The sequence below is a fragment of the Dietzia sp. ANT_WB102 genome (assembly GCF_008369165.1).
Lineage (GTDB): Bacteria > Actinomycetota > Actinomycetes > Mycobacteriales > Mycobacteriaceae > Dietzia.
Genome location: NZ_VOBA01000001.1, coordinates 1920279 through 1942669, shown reverse-complemented (window position 1 = coordinate 1942669; position 22391 = coordinate 1920279). Strand labels below are relative to the sequence as shown.

23 protein-coding genes are annotated in these 22391 nt (G+C 65.8%); 14 read left to right on the top strand and 9 right to left on the bottom strand.

The genetic code is table 11. The annotated features are described in order from the left end of the window. Positions 1-26 precede the first annotated feature (26 nt). Positions 27-800: an isocitrate lyase/phosphoenolpyruvate mutase family protein gene (locus FQ137_RS08940; RefSeq protein ID WP_149292070.1), complete on the bottom strand. Its 774-nt coding sequence runs from the start codon at positions 798-800 to the stop codon at positions 27-29. Between the two features lie 102 nt (positions 801-902). On the opposite strand from FQ137_RS08940, the gene FQ137_RS08935 reads away from it, so the two are divergent. The 3 genes from FQ137_RS08935 (at position 903) to FQ137_RS08925 (ending at position 4208) form a co-directional block, all read left to right on the top strand. Continuing rightward, positions 903-1109, top strand: a complete 207-nt coding sequence (locus FQ137_RS08935; RefSeq protein ID WP_149292069.1) for a dodecin — start codon at positions 903-905, stop codon at positions 1107-1109. 165 nt (positions 1110-1274) lie between these two features. Beyond that, entirely contained in the window at positions 1275-1715 is a 441-nt protein-coding gene (locus tag FQ137_RS08930; protein ID WP_149292068.1) for a hypothetical protein, read from the top strand. Positions 1716-1973: 258 nt separating this feature from the next. Further along, the gene (locus tag FQ137_RS08925; protein WP_149292067.1) at positions 1974-4208 is read left to right on the top strand and encodes an NADP-dependent isocitrate dehydrogenase; all 2235 of its coding nucleotides are present in this window, start codon (positions 1974-1976) and stop codon (positions 4206-4208) included. A gap of 69 nt (positions 4209-4277) precedes the next feature. On the opposite strand, the gene FQ137_RS08920 is transcribed toward FQ137_RS08925, so the two are convergent. Further along, positions 4278-4649 (bottom strand): carboxymuconolactone decarboxylase family protein, encoded by a 372-nt coding sequence (locus FQ137_RS08920; protein ID WP_149292066.1) that lies wholly within the window; start codon positions 4647-4649, stop codon positions 4278-4280. A gap of 257 nt (positions 4650-4906) precedes the next feature. Between FQ137_RS08920 and FQ137_RS08915 the strand changes: the two genes are divergently transcribed. Continuing rightward, the gene (locus tag FQ137_RS08915; protein ID WP_255584121.1) at positions 4907-6028 is read left to right on the top strand and encodes a N(5)-(carboxyethyl)ornithine synthase; all 1122 of its coding nucleotides are present in this window, start codon (positions 4907-4909) and stop codon (positions 6026-6028) included. 906 nt (positions 6029-6934) lie between these two features. Continuing rightward, positions 6935-7390: a hypothetical protein gene (locus FQ137_RS08910; RefSeq protein WP_223146498.1), complete on the top strand. Its 456-nt coding sequence runs from the start codon at positions 6935-6937 to the stop codon at positions 7388-7390. 21 nt (positions 7391-7411) lie between these two features. Here the strand turns inward: FQ137_RS08910 and FQ137_RS08905 are convergent, their stop codons facing one another. From FQ137_RS08905 to FQ137_RS08895, 3 genes are all read right to left on the bottom strand, one after another. Next, the gene (locus FQ137_RS08905) at positions 7412-8083 is read right to left on the bottom strand and encodes a mismatch-specific DNA-glycosylase (protein ID WP_149292063.1); all 672 of its coding nucleotides are present in this window, start codon (positions 8081-8083) and stop codon (positions 7412-7414) included. Between the two features lie 13 nt (positions 8084-8096). Continuing rightward, on the bottom strand, positions 8097-8537 hold the full coding sequence (locus FQ137_RS08900; RefSeq protein WP_149292062.1) for a YtoQ family protein: 441 nt from the start codon (positions 8535-8537) through the stop codon (positions 8097-8099). A gap of 400 nt (positions 8538-8937) precedes the next feature. Next, complete coding sequence (locus tag FQ137_RS08895; protein ID WP_149292061.1) at positions 8938-9885, bottom strand: LysR family transcriptional regulator; 948 nt, start codon at positions 9883-9885, stop codon at positions 8938-8940. 125 nt (positions 9886-10010) lie between these two features. Between FQ137_RS08895 and FQ137_RS08890 the strand changes: the two genes are divergently transcribed. Together FQ137_RS08890 and FQ137_RS08885 are read left to right on the top strand one after the other, a co-directional pair. After that, complete coding sequence (locus tag FQ137_RS08890) at positions 10011-11003, top strand: putative oxygenase MesX (RefSeq protein ID WP_149292060.1); 993 nt, start codon at positions 10011-10013, stop codon at positions 11001-11003. 20 nt (positions 11004-11023) lie between these two features. Beyond that, complete coding sequence (locus FQ137_RS08885) at positions 11024-12061, top strand: methionine synthase (RefSeq protein WP_149292745.1); 1038 nt, start codon at positions 11024-11026, stop codon at positions 12059-12061. A gap of 142 nt (positions 12062-12203) precedes the next feature. Here the strand turns inward: FQ137_RS08885 and ychF are convergent, their stop codons facing one another. Further along, on the bottom strand, positions 12204-13283 hold the full coding sequence (ychF, locus tag FQ137_RS08880) for a redox-regulated ATPase YchF (protein WP_149292059.1): 1080 nt from the start codon (positions 13281-13283) through the stop codon (positions 12204-12206). Between the two features lie 99 nt (positions 13284-13382). Here ychF and FQ137_RS08875 point away from each other — a divergent pair, with 99 nt between their 5' ends. Both FQ137_RS08875 and FQ137_RS08870 read left to right on the top strand, forming a co-directional pair. After that, positions 13383-14888 (top strand): AI-2E family transporter, encoded by a 1506-nt coding sequence (locus tag FQ137_RS08875; protein WP_149292058.1) that lies wholly within the window; start codon positions 13383-13385, stop codon positions 14886-14888. 11 nt (positions 14889-14899) lie between these two features. Then, complete coding sequence (locus tag FQ137_RS08870; RefSeq protein WP_255583873.1) at positions 14900-15397, top strand: DUF6542 domain-containing protein; 498 nt, start codon at positions 14900-14902, stop codon at positions 15395-15397. A 66-nt stretch (positions 15398-15463) separates the two neighbouring features. Here FQ137_RS08870 and FQ137_RS08865 read toward each other — a convergent pair whose 3' ends face one another. Beyond that, entirely contained in the window at positions 15464-16444 is a 981-nt protein-coding gene (locus FQ137_RS08865; protein ID WP_149292057.1) for a 4-hydroxy-3-methylbut-2-enyl diphosphate reductase, read from the bottom strand. Positions 16445-16516: 72 nt separating this feature from the next. Here FQ137_RS08865 and FQ137_RS08860 point away from each other — a divergent pair, with 72 nt between their 5' ends. Genes FQ137_RS08860 through FQ137_RS08850 form a run of 3 tightly spaced genes read left to right on the top strand, consistent with a single transcriptional unit; the run spans position 16517 to position 18515 of the window. Further along, complete coding sequence (locus FQ137_RS08860; protein ID WP_149292056.1) at positions 16517-16906, top strand: hypothetical protein; 390 nt, start codon at positions 16517-16519, stop codon at positions 16904-16906. Further along, positions 16903-18282 (top strand): exodeoxyribonuclease VII large subunit, encoded by a 1380-nt coding sequence (xseA, locus tag FQ137_RS08855; protein WP_149292055.1) that lies wholly within the window; start codon positions 16903-16905, stop codon positions 18280-18282. The genes FQ137_RS08860 and xseA overlap by 4 nt, the downstream gene beginning before the upstream one ends. Further along, on the top strand, positions 18282-18515 hold the full coding sequence (locus tag FQ137_RS08850) for an exodeoxyribonuclease VII small subunit (RefSeq protein ID WP_149292054.1): 234 nt from the start codon (positions 18282-18284) through the stop codon (positions 18513-18515). The genes xseA and FQ137_RS08850 overlap by 1 nt, the downstream gene beginning before the upstream one ends. A 30-nt stretch (positions 18516-18545) precedes the next feature. Here the strand turns inward: FQ137_RS08850 and FQ137_RS08845 are convergent, their stop codons facing one another. Continuing rightward, positions 18546-19106, bottom strand: a complete 561-nt coding sequence (locus FQ137_RS08845; RefSeq protein ID WP_149292053.1) for a DUF4245 domain-containing protein — start codon at positions 19104-19106, stop codon at positions 18546-18548. Between the two features lie 148 nt (positions 19107-19254). Here FQ137_RS08845 and glpX point away from each other — a divergent pair, with 148 nt between their 5' ends. Beyond that, positions 19255-20265, top strand: coding sequence for a class II fructose-bisphosphatase (gene glpX, locus FQ137_RS08840; protein WP_149292052.1), 1011 nt, complete (start codon positions 19255-19257; stop codon positions 20263-20265). Positions 20266-20340: 75 nt separating this feature from the next. Next, positions 20341-21744 (top strand): class II fumarate hydratase, encoded by a 1404-nt coding sequence (locus FQ137_RS08835; RefSeq protein WP_149292051.1) that lies wholly within the window; start codon positions 20341-20343, stop codon positions 21742-21744. A gap of 16 nt (positions 21745-21760) precedes the next feature. On the opposite strand, the gene FQ137_RS08830 is transcribed toward FQ137_RS08835, so the two are convergent. Beyond that, positions 21761-22336, bottom strand: a complete 576-nt coding sequence (locus tag FQ137_RS08830) for an LGFP repeat-containing protein (RefSeq protein ID WP_149292050.1) — start codon at positions 22334-22336, stop codon at positions 21761-21763. Positions 22337-22391 lie beyond the last annotated feature (55 nt).

Genomic DNA, 22391 nt, shown 5'->3' with positions numbered 1-22391 from the left:
TCGCGGGCGGAGTCAACGTCACATCGTCAGGCGGAGGGCAGCCACCCGGCGAGCTGGTCCGCCGAGACCGCGGCCAGCCACATCTGCCACAGCGGGCCGAACGACACTCGCCGAACTCCGAGCCCCTTCAGCACAGCCAGGTCCCCGGCTCCGTGCCCCTTGACGGGGTGCGCGGTCACGTTGACAGGAATCGTCACCGCCTGGACGAGACGCGTCACCTGATCGGCTGTCGTGAGCCCCACCGGGTAGACCGCCCGTGCGCCCGCATCCTCCATCAGCGAGATGCGCGCCTCAGCCTCCGCCAACGGGTCGACGAAGACATCGGTACCGAGCTTGACGGCGTCGGTGCGGCCGTTGATGACGAACGTCACGCCGGCCTCGTCTGCGGCTCGGCGAGCCCCGGCGATGTAGTCGGCGTGCTCCTGTCGGTCGCGCACCCGCTTTCCTTCGCGGTGAACGACGTCCTCGATGTTCGCCCCGACGGCGCCGGCGTCGAGTAGCCGGGAGATCAGCTCGGCCGGCTCCAGTCCGTAGCCGGACTCGACGTCCGCACTGACCGGGACGTCGACTGAGTCCGTGATGCGCTTGACCACTCCGAGATACTCGGAGAAGTCCATCTTCTCGCCGTCAGCGCTGCCGATCGCATCGGCGACCGGATGACTGCCCACCGTGAGGCCCGGGAAGCCGGCGTCAGCGGCCACCCGTGCGCTCCACGTGTCCCAGACCGTGGGAAGAACGACCATCGCCCCGGATTCGTGGAGTTCGGCCAGCGTGGTTGCTCGTGCTCGTACATCGGACATCGCAATCCTCCTCGGGGCGCATACGTCTAGCCCCGACCCTACGGGATGCCGACCTCCCGATTCCGCCGTAGAGTGACGTGTATCACATTATTAGGAGGAGTCGTGAACCACATCTACAACGTCAGCGAGATCGTCGGTTCTTCATCGGAGGGAACGGACCAGGCCATCGCTAATGCAGTCGCGGAAGCATCCAAAACACTCCGCAACCTCGAATGGTTCGAGGTCCAGTCCGTCCGCGGCAAGCTCGACGGCGGCACGGTGGCGCACTGGCAGGTCACTATCAAGGTGGGGTTCCGGCACGAGCCCTGAGTACCAGGGAGCGGGCGCCCGGACACTCGATCTCGCCTCGATGCGTGACGTGCAGGTAGTCGGTCCGGTTCCCTCGGATTCGGTCCTCCACAGACGCGATTGCCTGTTCCACAGATCATCGATGAGGCCTGTCGCAGGGGGTCACACTGCCGAAGACTCACGGACATGCGATTCGACGAACTTCCTGAGAACTGGACCAGCCTCCCGCTTGATGACGCGCCGCTCGCCGCGGGCGTGATCGACCTCGTTATCGGCCACGGCCACAGGCAAAGTCACACCCTGCTCATCCTCCCGTGTGACGAGTACGACGTCGGCTTTCCCTCCCCGATCCTCGTCAGCGACATGGAGTGGCTGACACCCACTCGTGAGCGCCGCGGAATCATGTCTTTCCTTCCCCAGATCCCGGCGCCCGGATTCGTCGTGGGGCTCTCGGCGAAGCGCCGTCTTCCCGACCAGGTGGTGCGGGGCTGGCTACGGACGGTCGAGGACGAGCTGGATGCCTCCGGTCAGGCGCTCCTCGCGTTCGGTGTGGCAGATCTGGACGGCGTGGAGATCGTCGGCGGTCGGGCCGCTCGCAACGGGAGCCTCGGGGCAGCCGCCGGATAGGATCGCACCACGTGCCCGCCAAATCAGCGGCCCCGTAAACTGGGTGCGTCGCCGACTATCCAGCACCTGCCGGACCGGGCAGGCACATGTCGAAGCGTGGCGCCGTTGACTCGTCGGGAAGGTTCGGGACCGCCCGACCGGGGTAGATGACTCCGGGAAACGGCGCACAGGTGCCCGTCTCGGGTGATGATGGTGTCGGCGAAATGACCTCGTTCCACAAGAACACGATCTGCCCCGAAACGAAAAGAGTCGACATCCATGGCCTCAGACCCACAGACGATCATCTACACGCTGACCGATGAAGCACCCCGACTGGCGACGGAGGCGTTCCTGCCCATCGTCCGCACTTTCGCCGGCGCTGCCGGCATCGACGTGGAGACCAGTGACATCTCGGTGGCCGCCCGCATCCTGGCGGCCTTTCCCGAGCGGCTCACCGATGACCAAAAGGTTCAGGACAACCTGAGCGAACTGGGGCGGATGACCCAGGACCCGGGGACCAACATCATCAAGCTCCCCAACATCAGCGCGTCGGTACATCAGCTGAACACCGCCATCGCGGAGTTGCAGGCCAAGGGTTACGACATCCCTGACTACCCCTACGATCCCAAAACTCCGGAAGAGATCGAGATCGTCGAGCGCTACGGATCGTGCCTCGGTAGCGCCGTGAACCCGGTGCTTCGTCAGGGCAACTCGGATCGTCGCGCCCCGAAGGCGGTCAAGGAATACGCCCGGGCCAATCCGCACTCCATGGGCAAGTGGTCGATGGCCTCACAGTCCCACGTCGCTCACATGACCCACGGTGACTTCTACGCTGGCGAGAAGTCGATCATCCTGGACCACGCATGCGACGCGCGGATGGAGGTGGTGACCCCGGACGGCGAGACCCACGTCCTCAAGACCGTGCCACTTGAGGCCGGTGAGGTCGTCGACTCGATGTTCATGAGCAAGAAAGCGCTCATGGACTTCTACGAGGAGCAGCTCAACGACGCCAAGGAGACCGGCGTCATGTTCTCGCTCCACGTCAAGGCCACCATGATGAAGGTCAGCCACCCGATCGTGTTCGGACACGCCGTTCGGGTGTTCTACAAGGACGCCTTCGCCAAGCACGGTGACCTGTTCGACGAGCTGGGCATCAACGTCAACAACGGCATGGTCGATCTGTACGACAAGATCGAGAACCTGCCCACCTCCAAGAAGGAGGAGATCATCGAGGATCTCCACCGTTGCCACGAGCAGCGGCCGGAGCTGGCGATGGTCGACTCGGCCCGCGGCATCACCAACTTCCATTCGCCCTCGGATGTCATCGTGGACGCGTCGATGCCCGCGATGATCCGCATCGGCGGGAAGATGTACGGCGCCGATGGCCGCAAGAAGGACACCAAGGCCGTGATGCCGGAGTCCACCTTCGCGCGGATCTACCAGGAGATCATCAACTTCTGTAAGACCAACGGGGCATTCGACCCGACGACGATGGGCACCGTGCCGAACGTAGGCCTCATGGCCCAGAAGGCCGAGGAGTACGGCAGCCACGACAAGACCTTCGAGGTCCAGCACGACGGAGTCGCCAACATCGTCGATGCGGCCACTGGCGAGGTTCTTCTGTCCCAAGACGTCGAAGCCGGCGACATCTGGCGCATGTGCACTGTCAAGGACGCGCCGATCCGCGACTGGGTCAAGCTCGCCGTGGACCGCGCTCGCGCTTCCGGGATGCCCGCGGTCTTCTGGCTGGACCCGTACCGGCCCCACGAGGACAACCTCATCACCCTGGTGAACAAGTACCTCGCGGAGCACGACACCGAGGGCTTGGACATCCAGATCATGTCGCAGGTGCGTGCCATGCGGTACACCCTCGAGCGCGCCTGGCGGGGTCTGGACACCATCTCGGTGACCGGCAACATTCTGCGCGATTACCTGACCGACCTGTTCCCGATCCTGGAGCTTGGTACAAGCGCCAAGATGCTCTCCATCGTGCCGCTCATGGCCGGTGGCGGACTCTACGAGACTGGTGCGGGTGGTTCGGCGCCCAAGCACGTCCAGCAGTTGGTCGAGGAGAACCACCTGCGGTGGGACTCGCTCGGAGAGTTCCTCGCGCTCGGGGCTAGCCTTGACGACCTCGGTCGGAAGCACGACAATCCCAAGTCCACGATTCTGGCGAAGACTCTCGACACAGCGACCGGCAAGCTCTTGGAGAATCGGAAGTCCCCGTCTCGGGAGACCGGTGAACTCGATAATCGGGGCAGCCAGTTCTGGCTCGCGCTGTACTGGGCACAGGAGCTCGCCGCTCAGACCGAGGACGCGGAGCTGGCGGCCCACTTCGGCCCGCTGGCGGAAAGGCTGACCGCGGATCGCGACAAGATCCTCGACGAATTGCTCAAGGTCCAGGGCAAGCCTGTCGATCTCGGGGGCTACTACCAGCCCGACCTCGACAAGCTACGGGAGGCGATGCGGCCGAGCGAGACGCTCAACGCCGCCCTCGAGGACGTCCGCGCCTGATCCGGTTTCGAGCAAGCACCGCACCCATCGGCCTTCCGCCGGTGGGTGCGGTGCTGTCACGGCAGGCGGTCAATCGTCGAAGGCGGTCTTCATGCACCGCATGGCTGCTAGCGTCTTCGGCACGCCGATGTACGGCATGAGGTGGACGAAGCACTCCGCTACCTGCTCCCGGGTCATGCCGGCGACGTCCACCGCCGTCTTGATGTGACCGGTCAACTGCGGTTCGGTCCCGCCCATTGCTGCCAATGCCGCCATGTTGAGCATCTGGCGCTCACGGAGTTCAAGACCGTCGCGCTGGTAGGTTCCGCCGAAAACCGCACCCACCACCCAGTCGGACGCGCCGGGAGCGTACTCGTCCAACTGTTGCTTCCAGGCCGCGGCGCTCTCCGGGGACTGGGTCTCCGCGACAAACTGATTGCCCTTATCCATGCTCAATTCCACGTGAGTCCTCCTCAGCAGGCAGATGAATGTCCTGGTCAGGCTAACAGTGAGACCCAATCGCTGGCCGGGCCCGCGGACGCGCAGAGGCCCCAACCAAACCGGACTACACTCAAGGTGGAGCTAACTTCGGTTCCCCAATGATGGGAGTCCGGATGTCCGGCACCGCGCAACCGCCCCACGTCGCTTCTGACGCGAGGAATTCCCCCGACGCCCCGGGTCGCGACCTCCTGACGCTCGGAGTACTAGCGAACTCCACGATGGAGAATGAGCGACGCCTCCCCCTCCATCCGCACCATCTTGACCGGATCGACTCGGACGTGCGGGAGCGGATGATCGTCGAACGCGGATACGCCTCGGACTTCCAGCTCGAGCCCGGCTACGTGGAGGCACGCGTCGGCAGGGTTGCCGAGCGAGCTGAGGTCATCCGGTCAGCTGATGTGCTTCTGCTCCCCAAACCCCAGGCAGCGGACGTTATTGAAATCCCCGCGGGGCGCACTCTGTGGGGTTGGCCGCATTGCGTCCAGGACGGCGAACTGACGCAGGCCGCGATCGATCGGCGACTCACCCTCATCGCCTTCGAGGCGATGAACCATTGGACCCGGCAGGGAGATTTCAGTCTGCACGTTCTCCACAAGAACAACGAGCTCGCCGGATACTGCTCTATCTTCCACGCTCTGAGCCTCACTGGGTCCACCGGAAACTACGGGCCCCGGCTCAGCGCGGTGGTAATCGGCTTCGGAGCGACCGCACGAGGAGCTGTCACCGCGTTGAGCGCGCACGGAATCTACGACATCCAGGTCCTTACGCAACGTGACGCGACGGCGGTCGGCTCACCAATACACAGCGCACACATCACGCAACTCAACACCGATGACGGAGCGGCGCACCTGAGCACGGTGCCGACCGACGATGGCGACATCCCGCTGCCAGCCTTCCTCGCCTCCCATGACATCGTCGTCAACTGCACTCTCCAGGACGTGGACGCACCCTTGACTTACCTTCGCACCAGGGACCTGGAGGGCTTCAACCCGGGCAGCCTGATCATCGACGTTTCGTGCGACGTCGGCATGGGTTTCGAGTGGGCCGAACCCACTGGATTCGACGACCCGATGTTCACCGTCGGACACGGAGTAAACTACTACGCGGTCGACCACAGTCCCTCGTACCTTTGGAACTCGGCCACCTGGGAGATCAGCGAGGCGCTCCTGCCCTTTCTGCGCACCGTCATGGAGGGGCCAGCTGAGTGGGAGCAGAATCTCACGATCTCTCGCGCGATCGAAATCCACGACGGGGTCATCCAGAACCCGAGCATCCTGAGTTTTCAGGGGCGAGAGGTCAGCTACCCCCATTCGCTCGTCGGGACGCAGTCCGCGCCGTAGGAACTAGAGCCGTAGGTGTTCGATCCGGTTTCGATTGCCGAGTGCATGTCGTGCCCACGAAGCCGGGGCGATTGGATCGGAGGATGAACATCGAGCAGATCGTCCCGAATCTGACCGTCACCGATTAGTCTCGGGCGGTCCGCGAATACACGACGGCGCCCGGCGGTCCTGGAGGAGCGAAGGGTCAGACTCCCCTAAAAACGACTCGGTTGCCTTCGGGGTCTAGGAATGCCAGGATTCTCCGACCGCGCTAGCCAATCCGCCGCGCACCGGCGCCAGCCCATGGCGTGAATCGGCGCAGCGGAGTAGACCAGAGGGCAAGCGATGGAGAGGAATGGTTGGCATGAGGTTCAACCAGTTCGTCCTGCGGATGTTGGACGGCCCGTTCCATCGCTTTCTCCCACGCGGACTTGTCGCGATCACTTATACCGCTCCGGTCTCGGGCCGAACGATCCGTCTCCCCGCACAGTGCGTCGCTGATAGGACTCGTTTACTAATCGTTGCCGGACAGCCCGAGCGCAAGACCTGGTGGCGGACATTCAGACACCCTTATCCCGCTCAACTCCTGTATAGAGGATCCCGGTCCAATGCCGTAGGCCGAGTCCTCAGAGAACCGGAACGCTCCCGGGCCCTGGAAACTTATCTGGGGACCTACCGGGGCAACCGTCGCGGGATGCAACCGTCGACTCCTGTCATCGCGTTCGAGTCGCGGCCGCAGGAGGGCGAGGCCCGGGGTCCGGCGCCGTGACCACAGGTCACCGTACGACTCGGGCGAGTATTGACTTGTACTGGATGCCACTAGGTGCCGGCGCAGGAGGGCTATGCGTTCGGGGAAGCGGACGTCTCTACGAAGGTTTCGCGGCCACCTTTCAACACCGGAGGCGCACAGACCTTTATCACTCTGCGTTGATTGTGCACTTCGAGGGGCACGACCACACCATCGAGATGGCGCCCGTGTGGGTTACCAACGACGAGGACCGCGGTGTCGTTTCCGAGGGCGCGGTCGGCTTTCCGTCCTGGGGCAAGATGAGGATCTTCCGCTACGAGATCCGCTGCTGGCGGGACGGCATCATCCCCGACGTCGCCACAGCGGTCGACAGCCCCTGCCGCGTGAGCGCGAGTCGAGGCCGGGCACAGCACGTACTGGGCCTCGTGCCGATGTTCCCGACCGCGACGTGGGGTCGCGACGAACTGCACACCGGAGACATGTGGAACAGCAACTCTCTCACGTCCTGGCTACTCGCCCGCAGCGGTCACGACATGTCGGTTGTGCGACCCCCCAACTGTGGGCGCGCGCCCGGATGGGCGGCCGGGCTGGCAGTCGCCGGGCTCGTTCCGCGGCAATCCGGCGGCCCCGATTGACCGACTGGCGCGAGAAGGACTTCAGCCTCCGTTCGACCCGTCAACCGTGTGCGCCGCGTGCCACACCCGGCGCCAGTGATCGGCCAGGGAGTCGATGGTCTCGTGGGCGTTCAACCCGCTCGGCTGAGGCACCACCCACAACGCCACATCTCCGGGCCATCCCGGGATCTGCGCCGTGTCCTGCTCCCCGTACGTTGCCTTCGGCTTCGCGAACGCCGTGCGGAAGGCGGTGATCCCCGCAACGGATACGACAGCCGGGCGCAGGTTTGAGGCCAGCGCGGCGACGCGCTGAGCGCCGGCTCGCAACTCGTCGCGGGTGAGTTCATCGGCCCGCGCGGTTGCCCGCCCTACAAGGTTCGTCATGCCAATCCCGCGCGAGAGCAGCTGCGCCTCATCGTCGTCAGAGAGCCCGGTCGAGGCGTCCACGACGTGATCGGTCAGTCCCGCGCGATGCAATGAGGGCCAGAACCGGTTACCTGGCCTCGCGAAGGGCGCGTTGACGGCCGCAGTCCACAGCCCCGGATTGACTCCCACGATGAGAAGCCTGAGCCGCCCGGGTTCGGCGGGCAGGACGGGGTCCACCCCGTTGGGGTCATCTGTCGCGAATCCGGCGAGTTCCTCGCGCCTCGGACGACGACCGCTCAGCGGCGACGGGCGTCGCGGGACCCCGGTCACGTGGTTTCGGTTCGACACGCGTCAGTTGTGCTCACGCCTTGAGCACATACCGCAGGGTCTCCACGACCTGGTCGGTGGTCGTGCACCACGCCTGGGCTTCGGCGTCGACCTCTTTGAGCGGATGGACGATGTCCTCGTCGTGCAGAGTGATGTAGGGCTTGCCCAGCGCGGCACAGTAGCCGGCATCGAAGGCGGCGTTCCACTGCTTGTACTTGTCGCCGAAGCGCACCACCACCAGATCGCTCTGCTCGATAAGGGTGTGCGTGCGAATGGCATTGACCTTGGCGGATTGATGATCGCGCCAGAAGGGACTGGCGGTCTCGCCCAGGTGGTCACCTGCGGCGTCGGACGCGGGGTGGTCGGTGACGGGTGCGGTAAAGGTGGCATCCAACCCCGCAGCCTTCGCGCCACGCTGGATCTGGTCGCGCCAGTCGGTATGGATCTCCCCGGACAGGTACACAGTGAAACTCATGACCTCACCATCCATGAGTGTGGCGACCGCGGCAACTTCCCTCGTCGACGACACGACCGACTTCAGCACCGCGATGACGCGGTCCACCCCGCTGACCCGTCACCCGCCGTGTGGAGAACAACGGACGCCTTGGATAGACGAGCGCCGCGCCCCACCCTTCCGCGGCCGCGGCCGCGAAGAAAGCTCCTCGCCCGGTCCAGGTAGTAGTGGACGTACACCGCTTCCGATTTCCCATCATCGCCTGACTGGCCATCTTGGCCTGTTGGCCAGGGGATGAAGTCCGAGGCGCCTTCGAGCTTCCGATCCGCCGGACGAGATTCTCCGGCCGGATCGGACGAGTGAAAATCCCCGACCGACTCCCCCAGTGGTGTAGATGCTGGACGGTGAGGTTGCCGCACTTCTATAGGGAGTCGAGCAACTCGATGCCGTAATCTGCGACGACGGCCCGCACCTCGCCGAGATAGCGCTGCGCCTGTTCGGTGAGCGGGATTCCGGCATGACTGATCCAACCGATCTCTATGCTCTCATCCACGTCGAGCGGGATGGCAACGATCTCCGGGTCGAGATCATCACTGATGATGCCGGTCGAGATCGTATAGCCGTCGAGTCCGATCATGAGATTGAATATGGTCGCGCGATCGGAGACCCGGATCTCCCGCTGGCTCGACAGGGTGGAGAGGATCTCCTCGGCGAAGTAGAAGGAGTTGTTCGCGCCCTGGTCGAAGGTGAGCCTTGGCAGGTCGGCCAGGTCACCGAGAGTCACGCTCTCCCGGGACGCCAGCGGGTTCTGCCGTGAGATGAAGACGTGCGGCACCGCAGCGAAGAGTGGGTGGAAGACCAGCCCGGAATCGCGAAGGAGTTTGTCGATGACCTTCCGGTTGAAGTCGTTCCGGTAGAGGATGCCGACCTCACTGCGTAGGGTCCGGACGTCCTCGATGATGTCCCAGGTCCGCGTCTCACGAAGCGAGAACTCGTACTGTTCCGCCTCGCCGGAGTGCACCATCCGGATGAACGCCTCGACCACGAACGAGTAGTGCTGCGCCGACACCCCGAGCAACCGACGTGACGGCGGCTGACCAAGGTAGCGCTGCTCCAGAAGCGACATCTGCTCGACGACCTGCCTGGCATACCCGAGGAACTCCGCACCCTCGTCGGTCAGCGTCACCCCTCTGGCCGATCGAACGAGGAGGGTGCGACCCACTCGATTCTCCAGGTCCTTCATGGAGGCGGACATGGTCGGCTGGGCGACATAAAGCAACTCCGCAGCGCCGGTGATCGAGCCTGCCGCCGCGACCTCGATGAAGTAAAGCAGCTGCTGGAGGGTGATTCCCCTGGATTCTCGACGCATAGCTAAATCCTATAGGCATCCATAACATTTGATAGTTACCCGATAACCGAGCAGGGACTGCAGGATGAGGGCACAACCTTTCCGCAGCGCCGAGCCCGGCCGATCAAGACCCGAATTGGATATTCATGTCGGACGATCTCACGTTCAGCATCACCACCACCCGCTTCGACGAGGACTACTCACCATCGGAGAATTCCCGAACCACCACGAACTTCGCCAACCTGGCCCGAGGCGAGCACCGTCAGCAGAACCTCCGCAGCACCCTGTCGATGATCGACAACAGATTTAACGACCTCGCTCGCCGGGACAACCCCAGCAGGGACCGCTACACCGTTCAGCTCGAGATCGTCTCCGCGGAGCTCGAGTTCACCTCGGACGGCGTCGATCACCGGTTCCCCTTGATCGAGGTGCTGGATATCCAGATGGTCGACCGAGAGACAGGAACTCGCATCCCCGGGATCGTCGGGAACAACTTCTCGTCCTACGTGCGCGATTTCGACTTCAGCGTTCGACTGCCGGCGGTCAACGAGGGACGCTCTGAGTTCACGGTGCCCGGCGACTTCGGCGATCTGCACGGCAAGCTGTTTCAGCACTTCCTCGACTCCGAGGCCTACCACGAGCGTTTCGCGGCGGATCCCGTGATCTGCATCAGCGTGTCCACCAGCCGGACCTACCGCCGGACCGGGATTCATCATCCAACCCTTGGTGTCGAGTACCAGCAGGACGCCTACTCACTGACCGACCAGTACTTCCACAAGATGGGGCTCCGAGTCAGGTATTTCCTGCCACCCGGCGGTGTCGCCCCGCTCGCGTTCTACTTCCGCGGCGATCTGCTCAGCGACTACACCGACCTACAGCTCATCGGCACGATCAGCGTCATGGAGACCTTCCAGAGGATCTATCGACCTGAGATCTATAACGCGAACTCCCCCGCCGCGGACATCTACCGTCCGACCCTGGACCAGCAGAACTACACGCCCACCCCGATCATCTACGACCGCGTCGAGCGCAGCCAGCTCGCGAGGGAACAGGGCACGTACACCGAAGAACGCTTAATCAAGCCCCACCGCGAGCTGCTCGAGCGGTGGGCCGCCCGCTACCCCGTTCTCGTCGGATGACCACCGAAGGAAAAACCACCGTGAATCAGATCTTGCCCACATCCACCGTGGGCAGCCTGCCCAAGCCCTCATGGCTCGCTCGGCCTGAAACCCTCTGGGCGCCCTGGAAGTTGCAGGGCGATGAGTTGGTCGAGGGAAAAATGGATGCGTTGCGTATCGCCGTAAAGGAGCAAAGCGATCGCGGCATCGACATCGTCAGTGACGGCGAGCAGACCCGTCAGCACTTCGTGACGACATTCATCGAACATCTCGACGGGGTCGACTTCGCGCAGCGCGAGACGGTTCGGATCCGCAATCGTTACGACGCCAGCGTGCCCACCGTGGTCGGCGCCGTGAGCCGCTCCAAGCCGGTCTTCATCGATGACGCGAGGTTCCTCCGGCAGCAGACCGATCAGCCGATCAAGTGGGCACTCCCCGGCCCCATGACGATGATTGACACGCTGTATGACGGCTATTACAAGAGCCGCGAGAAGCTGGCGTGGGAGTTCGCGACAATTCTCAACCAGGAGGCACGAGACCTCGAGGCTGCGGGCGTCGACATCATCCAGTTCGACGAGCCTGCCTTCAACGTCTACTTCGATGAGATGAAGGACTGGGGCGTGGCGACGCTGGAAAGGGCGGCAGAGGGATTACGCGCGAAGACCGCGGTACACATCTGCTACGGCTACGGGATCAAGGCGAACACCGACTGGAAAGCCACCCTCGGCTCGGAGTGGCGACAGTACGAGGAGTCGTTTCCCCTCTTGCAGCAGTCCAGCATCGACATCATCTCGCTGGAGTGCCATAACTCCCGAGTCCCGATCGATCTCGTCGAACTCGTCCGAGGAAAGAAGGTCATGCTCGGAGCGATCGACGTGGCGAGCGAGCGGATCGAAACTCCGGAAGAAGTCGCCGCCACCCTCCGCAATGCACTCAGATTCGTCGACGCGGACAAGCTTCTGCCGAGCACGAACTGCGGCATGGCGCCCTTCTCCCGGGACATCGCACTGGCGAAGCTGAGCGCGCTGAGCGCGGGCACGCGCATCGTTCGTGACGAGCTCGTCGCGGCGAAACCCTGACCAATCGGGGCCAGAGCTCACCGCCGAGTCCCCCTGCCTCAACGTTACGAAGAAGTGCGACCGTCTAACGAGCGGGCAAAACTAGTGAGAGAAGGCGCGGCCCCGACCGCCGGAGCAGATGGGGCCGTGGCTGAAGCGCGACTCACACGTTGAAGCGGAATTCCACCACGTCGCCGTCGGCCATGACGTAGTCCTTGCCCTCCATGCGCACCCGGCCGGCGGCCTTGGCTGCGGCCATCGATCCAGCCGCGTCGAGGTCGGAGAACGAGACGATCTCGGCCTTGATGAAGCCCTTCTCAAAGTCGGTGTGGATCACGCCGGCAGCCTTGGGGGCGGTGTCGCCCTTGCGGATGGTCCAGGCGCGTGCCTCCTTGGGACCGGCGGTGAGGTAGGTCTGCAAGCCCAGGGTGTGGAAACCGGCGCGGGCCAGCGCATTGAGGCCCGGCTCGTGTTGACCGATCGACTCCAGCAGTTCCATGGCGTCATCCTCGTCCAGCTCGAGGAGTTCGGCCTCGACCTTCGCGTCGAGGAACACCGCGTCGGCGGGGGCCACCGCGGCGCGCAGTTCGGCCTGTCGCTCCTCGTTGGTCAGCACGGCCTCGTCGGCGTTGAACACGTAGAGGAACGGCTTGGCAGTCATGAGGTGCAGGTCCCGCAACAGGGCGCGGTCCACCTCATCTTGGGCCTTGAACAGGGTGCGTCCGTCTTCCAGCACGGTCTGGGCCTTGCGGACTTCCTCCAGCAGCGCGACGACAGATTTGTCCTTGCGGGACTCCTTCTCGAGCCGCGGGATCGCCTTCTCGATGGTCTCCAGGTCAGCGAGGATCAACTCGGTGGCAATCACCTCGATGTCGGCCATCGGGTCGACCTTGCCGTCGACGTGGATCACGTCCGGGTCGTCGAAGACGCGCACGACCTGGCAGATGGCGTCGGCCTCCCGGATGTTGGCGAGGAACTTGTTTCCCATCCCCTCGCCGGTGCTGGCGCCCTTGACGATGCCCGCGATGTCGACGAACGAGACCACGGCGGGCAGGATCCGCTCAGAACCGAAGATCTCGGCGAGTCGCTTCAAGCGGGGGTCCGGCAGATCGACCACTCCGACGTTGGGCTCGATGGTGGCGAACGGGTAGTTCGCAGCGAGGACGTCGTTGTTCGTCAGGGCGTTGAACAGGGTCGACTTACCGACGTTGGGCAGTCCGACGATTCCGAGGGTGAGGCTCACGAGGCGACAGTCTACGGACAGCGTCCCGTGCTCCCTCTTCCGCCACCATCGGTCCACGTCGTGCAGCGGACCAGAAGGCCCTCTGACAAGATGTGTCACATGAACGACGAGCCTAAACCGCGTCCCCCTGTTGAGGATCAGGAGCAGCATGTAGACCGGTCCGTTCTCATCGGGTTGGGCGGGCGGTGGGTCACGGACTGGGCCCTCCGGCTGGCCATCCTGCTCGTCGCGGGCTGGCTGGTCGCGCGGATTGGCGGCGCGCTGTGGGTGGGCATCCTTCCGCTCTTGTTGGCCCTCATTGTTTCGACCGTTCTGTGGCCACCGACGGGATGGATGGTGCGGCACGGTATCCCGAAGGCCCTGGCAGCCCTGGTGTCTGTTCTCGGATCGTTAGGCGCCATCGCGGCGATACTCGCGCTCATCGCCCCGTCAATCGTCGATCAGAGTGTCAAGCTGGCTGATCAGACCTCGCAAGCAATCGGCGAGGTTCAGGATTGGCTGCGTGGCCCGCCACTCAATATCCGGGACGAGCAACTCGACGGCGTCCTGAGCCAGCTCAGCTCGACGCTGCAGGATCGGGGGGACCAGATCGCCAACGGGGTCTTCACCGGCGTCACGGCCGTGGGTTCGGTGATGGTCACACTCGTTCTGGTGTTGGTTCTGACGTTCTTCTTCATCAAGGACGGACCGAGGTTCCTGCCGTTGGTCCGCCGCATCTCCGGGCGCACCGCGGGACGACACCTCACCGAGGTTCTCACTCGTAGCTGGAACACGCTCGGCGGTTACATTCGCACACAGGCGATCGTGTCGTTCGTTGACGCATTCTTCATTGGTCTGGCCCTTGTCCTGCTGGGCGTACCGCTTGCCTGGGCGCTGGCTGTCATCACCTTCTTGGCCGGGTTTATCCCCATCGTCGGCGCGTTCACTGCCGGTGCGTTGGCGGTCCTGATCGCACTCGTCGCCAATGGCCTGACCACTGCGGTCATCGTGCTTGTCGTCATCATCTTGGTGCAGCAACTCGAGAGCAATGTTCTTCAGCCGATCCTGCAGTCGAAGGCGATGAATCTGCACCCGGTGGTCATCCTGCTGGGGGTCGCTGCGGGTGGCACATTGTTCGGCATCATCGGCGCATTCCTCGCGGTGCCGATCTTGGCAGTGGTCGCGGTCGTGCTGCGGTATCTCGGTGAACAGATCGACCTGCGGACCGGTGACGTCACTGCCTCGGACCTGGCATCCGCCACGGACGAGGGGCGCTTGACCGCGTGGCTCGGGGAGATGTCGAGCTCGCGGTTCGCGCCGCTGCGCAAGAGCAGCAGCGCGATCATGGCCGGGATGATCGACGAACGTCCCGATATCGTCGTGCCCGATGGCGCCGCGGCGGCGCCACGGGGTGCGTCGACCACCTTCGCTGGTGACGACGACGAGTTGAGCAGCGAATCCGGCGCCGCCTCACCGGGATTCTCCGATGATCCTCTGCCAGAGCCAGGCCCCGTGGATTCGAAGGCGGTCAGCGGCGACCGTCCTTCACCCCGGGAGCAGGAGGAGGCCAAGCCCAACCCGTTGCGGCGATTCGGCCGTTTCCTCGCACGTCGCCTGGGAGGTTAGAGTCTTCTCCCGTGAGTAGACGCAGGAGTGGACGGGTGCCGGCGGACGAGCGGTCCGTGGTGTCGTCGCGGCGCGGGCTGCCGGCCTGGACCGCGGTCCTTCTCGCCGTCGCCATCTCGTTGACCGGGGTGGCGATCGACTCGGTCTCGGGGACCCTCGGCGCGGGATTCACCGTCGCGTTCTTTCTCGGCTGCCTGGTGTCCGTGCTCGCGGTCGCCCGTCGCTCGGTGTTCGTCGCCGGCGTGCAGCCCCCGATCATCATGGCCCTGCTGGTGCCGGTGGTCTATGTCATCTCCGGGGTCGGCGCGGGGGTGGACGTCTTTTCGCGGACCCAGCTGGTCTCCATCATCCTGCCGTTGGCGACCCGCTTCCCGCTGATGCTCACCACGACGATCGTGGTGGTCGCGATCGCGCTTATCCGCGCTTTTGTGTTGGAGCCGAGACCGCGGACCGCGCGCCCGGCGACACCCCTCATCCAGCGCAGCGCCCCGGCGCACGCCCGCCGCTGAGGCAGGGTGCGCCGGGGCGCTGTCGGTGATCGTCTCCCCCACCGCCACCGGGCGGCGGGTGGTGACTTAAGCCTTCTTGGCTGGCCGCAGTTCCCGGGGCAGCGAGAAGGTGATGGTCTCCTGCGCCGTGCGCACGGTGGAGACGTCGCTGTAGCCGTGGTCGGCGAGGAGGTCCACCACGCCGCGGACGAGGATCTCGGGCACGGAGGCGCCTGAGGTCACCCCGACCGTGGTGACGCCCTCGAACCAGGACGTGTCGATCTCCTTGGCGTAGTCGACGAGGTGGGCGTCGCGGGCTCCTGCCTGCAGGGCCACCTCCACCAACCGCACGGAGTTGGAGGAGTTCTGCGATCCCACGACGATCACCAGGTCACACTGCGGGGCCATGGTTTTGACCGCGGTCTGGCGGTTCTGGGTGGCGTAGCAGATGTCGTCCGAGGGCGGGTCGATGAGCGTGGGGTACTTCTGCTTGAGGCGCCGCACGGTCTCCATGGTCTCGTCCACGCTGAGCGTGGTCTGCGAGAGCCAGATCAGATTCTCGGTGTCCACCGGGATGTCCAGCGCGTCGACCGACTCGGGTCCGTCGACGAGTGTCACAACGTCGGGCGCCTCGCCCGCGGTCCCCTCGACCTCCTCGTGGCCCTCGTGCCCCACCAGGAGGATGAGGTAACCCTCCCGCGCGAACCGCTTTACCTCGGTGTGCACCTTGGTCACCAGGGGGCAGGTGGCGTCGAAGGTTTTGAGCTCCAGCTGTCGGGCGCTCTCCCGGACGGCGGGCGAGATCCCGTGCGCGGAGAACACGAGGTTGGCCCCGCGCGGGACCTCGTCGGTCTCGTCGACGAATATCACTCCCTGGTCGGTGAAGGACTCCACCACGTGCTTGTTGTGGACGATTTCCTTACGGACGTACAGCGGTGCCCCGTGCTTGGCCAGGGCTTTTTCGACCGTCTCGACGGCTCGGTCGACGCCGGCACAGTAGCCGCGCGGTTCCGCGAGTAGTACCCGCTTGGTTGCCGGTTCGGCGATCATGTCGGTCTGCTCGGTCATGTACCCAGGGTACGGTTCATACTGGGTTTCGACCATTACGCCTACCGGACGCCCCCCGGCAGAGAGGTCCACATGCTTCGACCCCTGTTCCTCACCCGTGCCTCGATCGGTCTCGCCGCCACCGCTGCGGAACGTGCCGTGTCCCTGCCCGGTCGTACCGCCGAGGCGGTCGCCACGCTTCCCGGCGTCCCCGTGCGGCTCGCAGGCGGACTGGTCCAGTCCTACCTCCACGCCGGTCAGACGCTCACGAATCTGGCCGTCAAGGGCGACAAGGTCCTCGCGTCCGTCTTCCGCTCCCGATCCGACCAGCCGGCGTGGGCGACCTTCGACGAGGACGAGGCCGACCCGGATGAAGTCCTCAACGTGTCCTACCGGGTCTACGGGTCCTCCTCGAGGGCCGGCCGCGACCGGGACGACGACCCGGACGTGCCAACCGGCCGCGTCAACCCCCGCGGCGAGTGACGGCCTCGTCCCCGCGCTCCCCCAGCAGCGCCGAGCAGCCGTGGCCGGTCCGGGTGGTCTCAGACCAGATCGCGGCGTGGATCCACCGTCTGGGCGCAGTGTGGGTCGAGGGTCAGATCACCCAGTTGAGCCTCCGCCCCGGCACCCGGACCGCGTTCCTCACCTTGCGCGACCCCTCGGTGGACAACTCGCTCACGCTCACTTGCCCGCCCAAGCTCATCTCGGAGTCGCCGGTGCCGGTCACCGAGGGCAGCCGAGTAGTGGTGCGCGGAACGCCCCGCTTCTACACGGGCCGCGGCTCGTTCTCACTGCAGGTGTCGGAGATCCGCCCGGTGGGCGTGGGCGAACTCCTGGCCCGCATCGAGCGGCTCAAGCAGGCACTGGCAGCGGAGGGGCTGTTCGATCCCCGACTCAAACGACCCCTGCCGTTCCTGCCCATGTGCGTCGGCCTGATCACCGGACGGGCGAGCGCCGCCGAGCGCGACGTCGTCGAGGTGGCCCGCGGCCGCTGGCCGGACGTCCGCTTCGCCGTGCGCAACACCGCCGTGCAGGGAGTATCGGCGGTGCCGCAGATTCTCGACGCGCTGGCCGAGCTCGACGCCGACCCCGCTGTCGACGTCATCATCCTCGCCCGCGGCGGCGGGTCGGTCGAGGATCTGCTCCCGTTTTCCGACGAGGCGCTCATCCGCGCGATCTCGCGGTGCCGCACCCCGGTGGTCTCCGCGATCGGGCACGAGCCCGACTCTCCGTTGTCGGACCTGGTCGCCGACCTTCGCGCCGCCACCCCCACCGACGCGGCCAAACGCGTGGTCCCCGACGTGATCGAGGAGCGCCGCCGCATCGCCGAGGCCCGGGCCCGTACCGCCAGGGCCCTGCGCGGGTGGGTGGACCGGGAGCGCAACCAGCTGGCCGCGGTGCGATCGCGCCCGTGCATGTCGAACCCGTACGGGATCGTGGAATCACGTGCGGAAGTCGTCGCCGAGGCACTCCGTGCCGCGCGACGCGACATCACCCGGATCCTCGACTCCCAGTCCACCTCGCTCGGCCACCTGTCCGCCCGGCTCACCACCCTCGGCCCCGCCGCCACGCTGGCCCGGGGCTACGCGGTGGTCCAGTCCGTCGCCGGCAGTCACGACGGCCGGGTGGTCTCGTCGATCGCCGACGCCCCGCCCGGGTCGCAGTTGCGTATCCGCGTCTCCGACGGCGCGCTGTCCGCGGCGGTTCTCGGATCGACCCCCGCCGCCGGCCGGATCGCCCCGCCCCCCGACGACCCGGCACCCCTCGACGACACAGCGCCCTCCGGCGCCCCGACTCCTTCCGACGACCCGGCGCCGTCCGGAACCCCGGCATCCACGAACACCAAGGAGCAGTCCTGATGTCCGACGAGCAGACCCCCGTCTCCGAGCTGGGGTACGAGCAGGCCCGCGACGAGCTGATCGAGGTGGTCCGCATCCTCGAGGCGGGTGGCCAGGACCTGGACGCCTCGCTGGCGTTGTGGGAGCGGGGCGAGGAACTCGCCGCGCGGTGCACCGAGCATCTCGACGGTGCCCGTGCGCGCATCGACGCCGTCCTGGGTGACGACGACACGCGCGACTCGGGCCGGAGCTGACCCCGTCGCCAGGCCCGGCACGCTGGGTGACTACCGCGTAGGAAGCGGCGTGGCGGCCTGCGCGGCTGCGGCGAGCGTCTCGAAATCCGAGGTCGGCGCGGAGCCGGTGACGGCGATGCGGACCTCGTTCAGGTCGAGTACCCACACAGGCCGGACGTCGTCCCCGGTGAAGACGGCCCACTCGCGGCCGGAGACCGGCACGATCGTGCGGCTGGGCCTCGGTCCGCCGTTCAGGGATCGGAACGCGTCCTCGGGGGCGTCGGACTGGACGAGCTCGACGTAGCTGCGTTCGCCTGTCACCCAGCCGACGTGGCTCGACATGGTCCCGGCGAAGCCTTGGACGCGACCGGAATTGGCCGTCCAGCTCTCGGGGACCTCCGGTGAACGGATCGGGAAGTCAAGGCTCCGGGCGTCCTGGGTGAGGGAGGCCCGGGCGTCGAAGTCGGGGATTTGGCCCTGCTGCGGGCCGGAGGGGCTGAAGGTGCACAGCCCCGCCACGCCGGCGAAGACGCCACAGATCACCATGAGCACCACCACCGACCAGAACATGTCGCGGTTGCCCTGCAGGATTCTCGGTTTCGCCTCGGCCACGACTGCGAGTATCCCACCCACCCGGGGCGAGTCCGGCGCGTGGGCCCCAGCGGGGTCGCAGAGGTGGAACAATGAGCGCCGACACCCCATAGCGCCGCGCGTGACCCCGTCGCGCCCGCACCAGTTTTCACGAGGAGCCAGACCACTTATGTCACAGACCAAGCGCCCCGATCGAAATCTTGCCATGGAGCTGGTCCGTGTGACCGAGGCCGCCGCCCTCGCTGCAGGGCGATGGGTGGGTCGTGGCGACAAGAACGGTGGCGACGGCGCCGCGGTGGACGCCATGCGCGAGCTCATCTCCACCGTCGATATGGACGGCGTCGTGGTGATCGGAGAGGGCGAGAAGGACGAGGCGCCCATGCTCTTCAACGGCGAGCATGTCGGTACCGGCGACGGACCGGCCGTCGACGTCGCGGTGGACCCCATCGACGGCACCCGTCTCATGGCCGAAGGCCGACCCAACTCGATCGCGGTGATCGCCGTCGCAGAGCGCGGTTCCATGTTCGACCCGTCTGCGGTGTTCTACATGCGGAAGATTGCCGTGGGCCCGGACGCGGTCGGCAAGATCGACCTGTCTAAGTCCACAGAGTGGAACATCCGGTCGGTCGCCAAGGCCAAGAACATCGATGTCGGGGACATGACGGTGTGTGTCCTGGACCGGCCGCGCCACGAGGATCTCATCGCCGAAATCCGTGCCGCCGGCGCGAAGGTCCGGCTGATCATGGACGGCGACGTCGCCGGCGGCGTGGCCGCGGCCTCCGACGACAGCTCAGTGGACATGCTCATGGGGATCGGCGGCACACCGGAGGGGATCATCACTGCCTGCGCCATGAAGTGCATGGGAGGCGAGATCCAGGGCCAGCTGTGGCCGCAGGACGATGCCGAACGTCAGAAGGCGGTCGACGCCGGGCTGGACGTCGACGCGATCCTCGGAACGGACGACCTCGTCAAGGGTGACAATTGCTTCTTCGCCGCCACCGGCATCACGAACGGCGACATGGTCCGCGGCGTGAGCTACCGCTCCAACGGCGCGGTCACCCGCTCGCTGGTCATGCGGTCCAAGTCGGGCACCGTCCGCCACGTCGAGGGCCGACACAAGATGGAGAAGCTTCGCGAGTTCTCCGCCGTGGACTACGGGCAGAGCGCCGGCGACCACTGATCCGTTCTCGATCTTCTCGCGCCCGCCGCACTAGTCTCCCTGCACGGTGCGGCGGGCCCGCCTACGCTGACCGGTATGGCCGATCAGACTGAATTCCGTATCGAACACGACACGATGGGCGAGGTCCGGGTGCCGGTCGACGCGCTCTGGCGGGCACAGACCCAGCGCGCCGTCGAGAACTTCCCTGTCTCCGGCAGCGGGCTCGAGCGGGCGCAGATCCGTGCGCTCGGCCTCCTCAAGTCCGCCTGTGCGATTGTCAACGGCCGCCTGGGGCTGCTCGACCGGGTCAAGGTCGACGCGATCGTCGCCGCAGCCGGCCGCATCGCCGAGGGCGAACTCGACGAGCACTTCCCCGTAGACGTGTTCCAGACCGGTTCGGGCACCAGCTCCAACATGAACACCAACGAGGTCATCGCTTCGCTGTGCGCGGCCGAGGGTGTGACCGTGCACCCCAACGACGACGTCAACATGTCGCAGTCGTCCAACGACACCTTCCCGACCGCCACCCATGTCGCGGCGACCGAGGTCGTCATCGCCGATCTCGTCCCCGCCCTCGGAACCCTCGCCGAGTCCCTCGAGGCCAAGGCCGAGCAGTGGCGCGAGGTGGTCAAGCCGGGCCGCACCCACCTGATGGACGCCGTCCCCGTGACGCTCGGGCAGGAGTTCGCCGGTTTCGCCCGCCAGATCCGCGCGGGCATCGAGCGCGTCTGCGGGACGCTGCCCCGCGTCGGGGAGCTACCGATCGGCGGCACCGCCGCGGGCACCGGGCTCAACGCCCCGGACGGCTTCGGCTCCGCGGTCGTCGAAGAACTGCGTTCCCTCACCGGCCTTGAGGATCTCCGTCTCGCGGTGGATCCATTCGAGGCCCAGTCCGCTCGCGACGGACTGGTCGAACTCTCCGGTGCGCTCCGGACTATCGCCGTCTCGCTGACCAAGATTGCGAACGACATCCGGTGGATGGGCTCGGGGCCCATGACGGGACTGTCCGAGGTTCACCTGCCGGACCTGCAGCCGGGGTCGTCGATCATGCCCGGCAAGGTCAATCCGGTGCTGTGCGAGACGGTCGCGCAGGTCGCCGCCCAGGTCGTGGGCAACGACGCGGCCGTGGCCTGGGCCGGCGCGAGCGGCGCCTTCGAGCTCAACACGGCCATCCCGGTGATGGCGCGAAACGTGCTCGAGTCGGTGCGGATCCTAGCGAACTCGTCCACGCTCTTCGCTGAGCGCTGCATCGACGGGATCGAGCCGGACGCGGACCGCATGCGCCGCCTTGCCGAGTCCTCCCCCTCGATCGTGACCCCGCTGAACTCGGCGATCGGCTACGAGGAGGCCGCCCGAGTCGCTAAGCACGCTCTCGCCGAGGAGATCACGATTCGAGAGGCCGTCATCGCGCTGGGCTTCGTCCCGGACGCGTTGTCCGAGGATGAGCTCGACCGACGCCTTGACGTCCTGGGCATGACCGGCCTCGACCGCGAGCGCTGACCTCGCGGGTCGCGGGTCAGCCGGTGTGCTCGATCACCCGGATGGCCTGGTCCTGCAGGCGGATCTGCCCACGCTCGAAGTCGGAGTAGATCGCCGCGTCCTCGGCGGTCTCGTCGCCCACCGGCCACCCCAACCGGCCGGTGGGTCCGCCGTTGTCCAGATAGGTCGCGAGGATCTGCCCGCGGACGATCTGCGCCCCGGTCCCCGGTGACCAATAGATGGTGCCATCGACGAAGTCCTGTTTCTTCCCTCCGTCGAGCACCTCTGCCGGAGCGACGGGGGCCTGAAGCGCGAGTGGGGTCTCCTTGGCGTCGTTGTAACGGCGGTAGATGGCCATGTTCGTGAGGAACTCGACATCTCCGATCTTGACGACGATCGGATCGTTCGCATCGGAACCGGCCGCGTGCTGGGCCCCCGACCCGCCTGTCGCCGGGTCGGCAACATTCTGGTCGGTGCCGTCCTGTTCGGTACCGGTGTGGTTCCGTCCCCGGTCCGGCAGTCCGCCCGGTGTCTGTTCGCCACACGCGGACAACACCACCACACTTGCGGTGACGATCGACAGCGCGGACGCCAGCGACGAGCGTCGGGACATGGGAAACCTCCGTGGTCCATTCTGCGGGTCCGGGCGCGCTCAGCCCGGACCCGAA

Bases quoted from the DNA above. Each gene is read 5' to 3' on its own strand.
- FQ137_RS08940 (WP_149292070.1), bottom strand. From the start codon at position 800: ATGTCCGATGTACGAGCACGAGCAACCACGCTGGCCGAACTCCACGAA.
- FQ137_RS08930 (WP_149292068.1), top strand. From the start codon at position 1,275: ATGCGATTCGACGAACTTCCTGAGAACTGGACCAGCCTCCCGCTTGAT.
- FQ137_RS08925 (WP_149292067.1), top strand. From the start codon at position 1,974: ATGGCCTCAGACCCACAGACGATCATCTACACGCTGACCGATGAAGCA.
- FQ137_RS08915 (WP_255584121.1), top strand. From the start codon at position 4,907: ATGGAGAATGAGCGACGCCTCCCCCTCCATCCGCACCATCTTGACCGG.
- FQ137_RS08900 (WP_149292062.1), bottom strand. From the start codon at position 8,537: ATGAGTTTCACTGTGTACCTGTCCGGGGAGATCCATACCGACTGGCGC.
- FQ137_RS08895 (WP_149292061.1), bottom strand. From the start codon at position 9,885: ATGCGTCGAGAATCCAGGGGAATCACCCTCCAGCAGCTGCTTTACTTC.
- FQ137_RS08890 (WP_149292060.1), top strand. From the start codon at position 10,011: ATGTCGGACGATCTCACGTTCAGCATCACCACCACCCGCTTCGACGAG.
- FQ137_RS08875 (WP_149292058.1), top strand. From the start codon at position 13,383: ATGAACGACGAGCCTAAACCGCGTCCCCCTGTTGAGGATCAGGAGCAG.
- FQ137_RS08865 (WP_149292057.1), bottom strand. From the start codon at position 16,444: ATGACCGAGCAGACCGACATGATCGCCGAACCGGCAACCAAGCGGGTA.
- FQ137_RS08860 (WP_149292056.1), top strand. From the start codon at position 16,517: ATGCTTCGACCCCTGTTCCTCACCCGTGCCTCGATCGGTCTCGCCGCC.
- FQ137_RS08850 (WP_149292054.1), top strand. From the start codon at position 18,282: ATGTCCGACGAGCAGACCCCCGTCTCCGAGCTGGGGTACGAGCAGGCC.
- glpX (WP_149292052.1), top strand. From the start codon at position 19,255: ATGTCACAGACCAAGCGCCCCGATCGAAATCTTGCCATGGAGCTGGTC.
- FQ137_RS08835 (WP_149292051.1), top strand. From the start codon at position 20,341: ATGGCCGATCAGACTGAATTCCGTATCGAACACGACACGATGGGCGAG.
- FQ137_RS08830 (WP_149292050.1), bottom strand. From the start codon at position 22,336: ATGTCCCGACGCTCGTCGCTGGCGTCCGCGCTGTCGATCGTCACCGCA.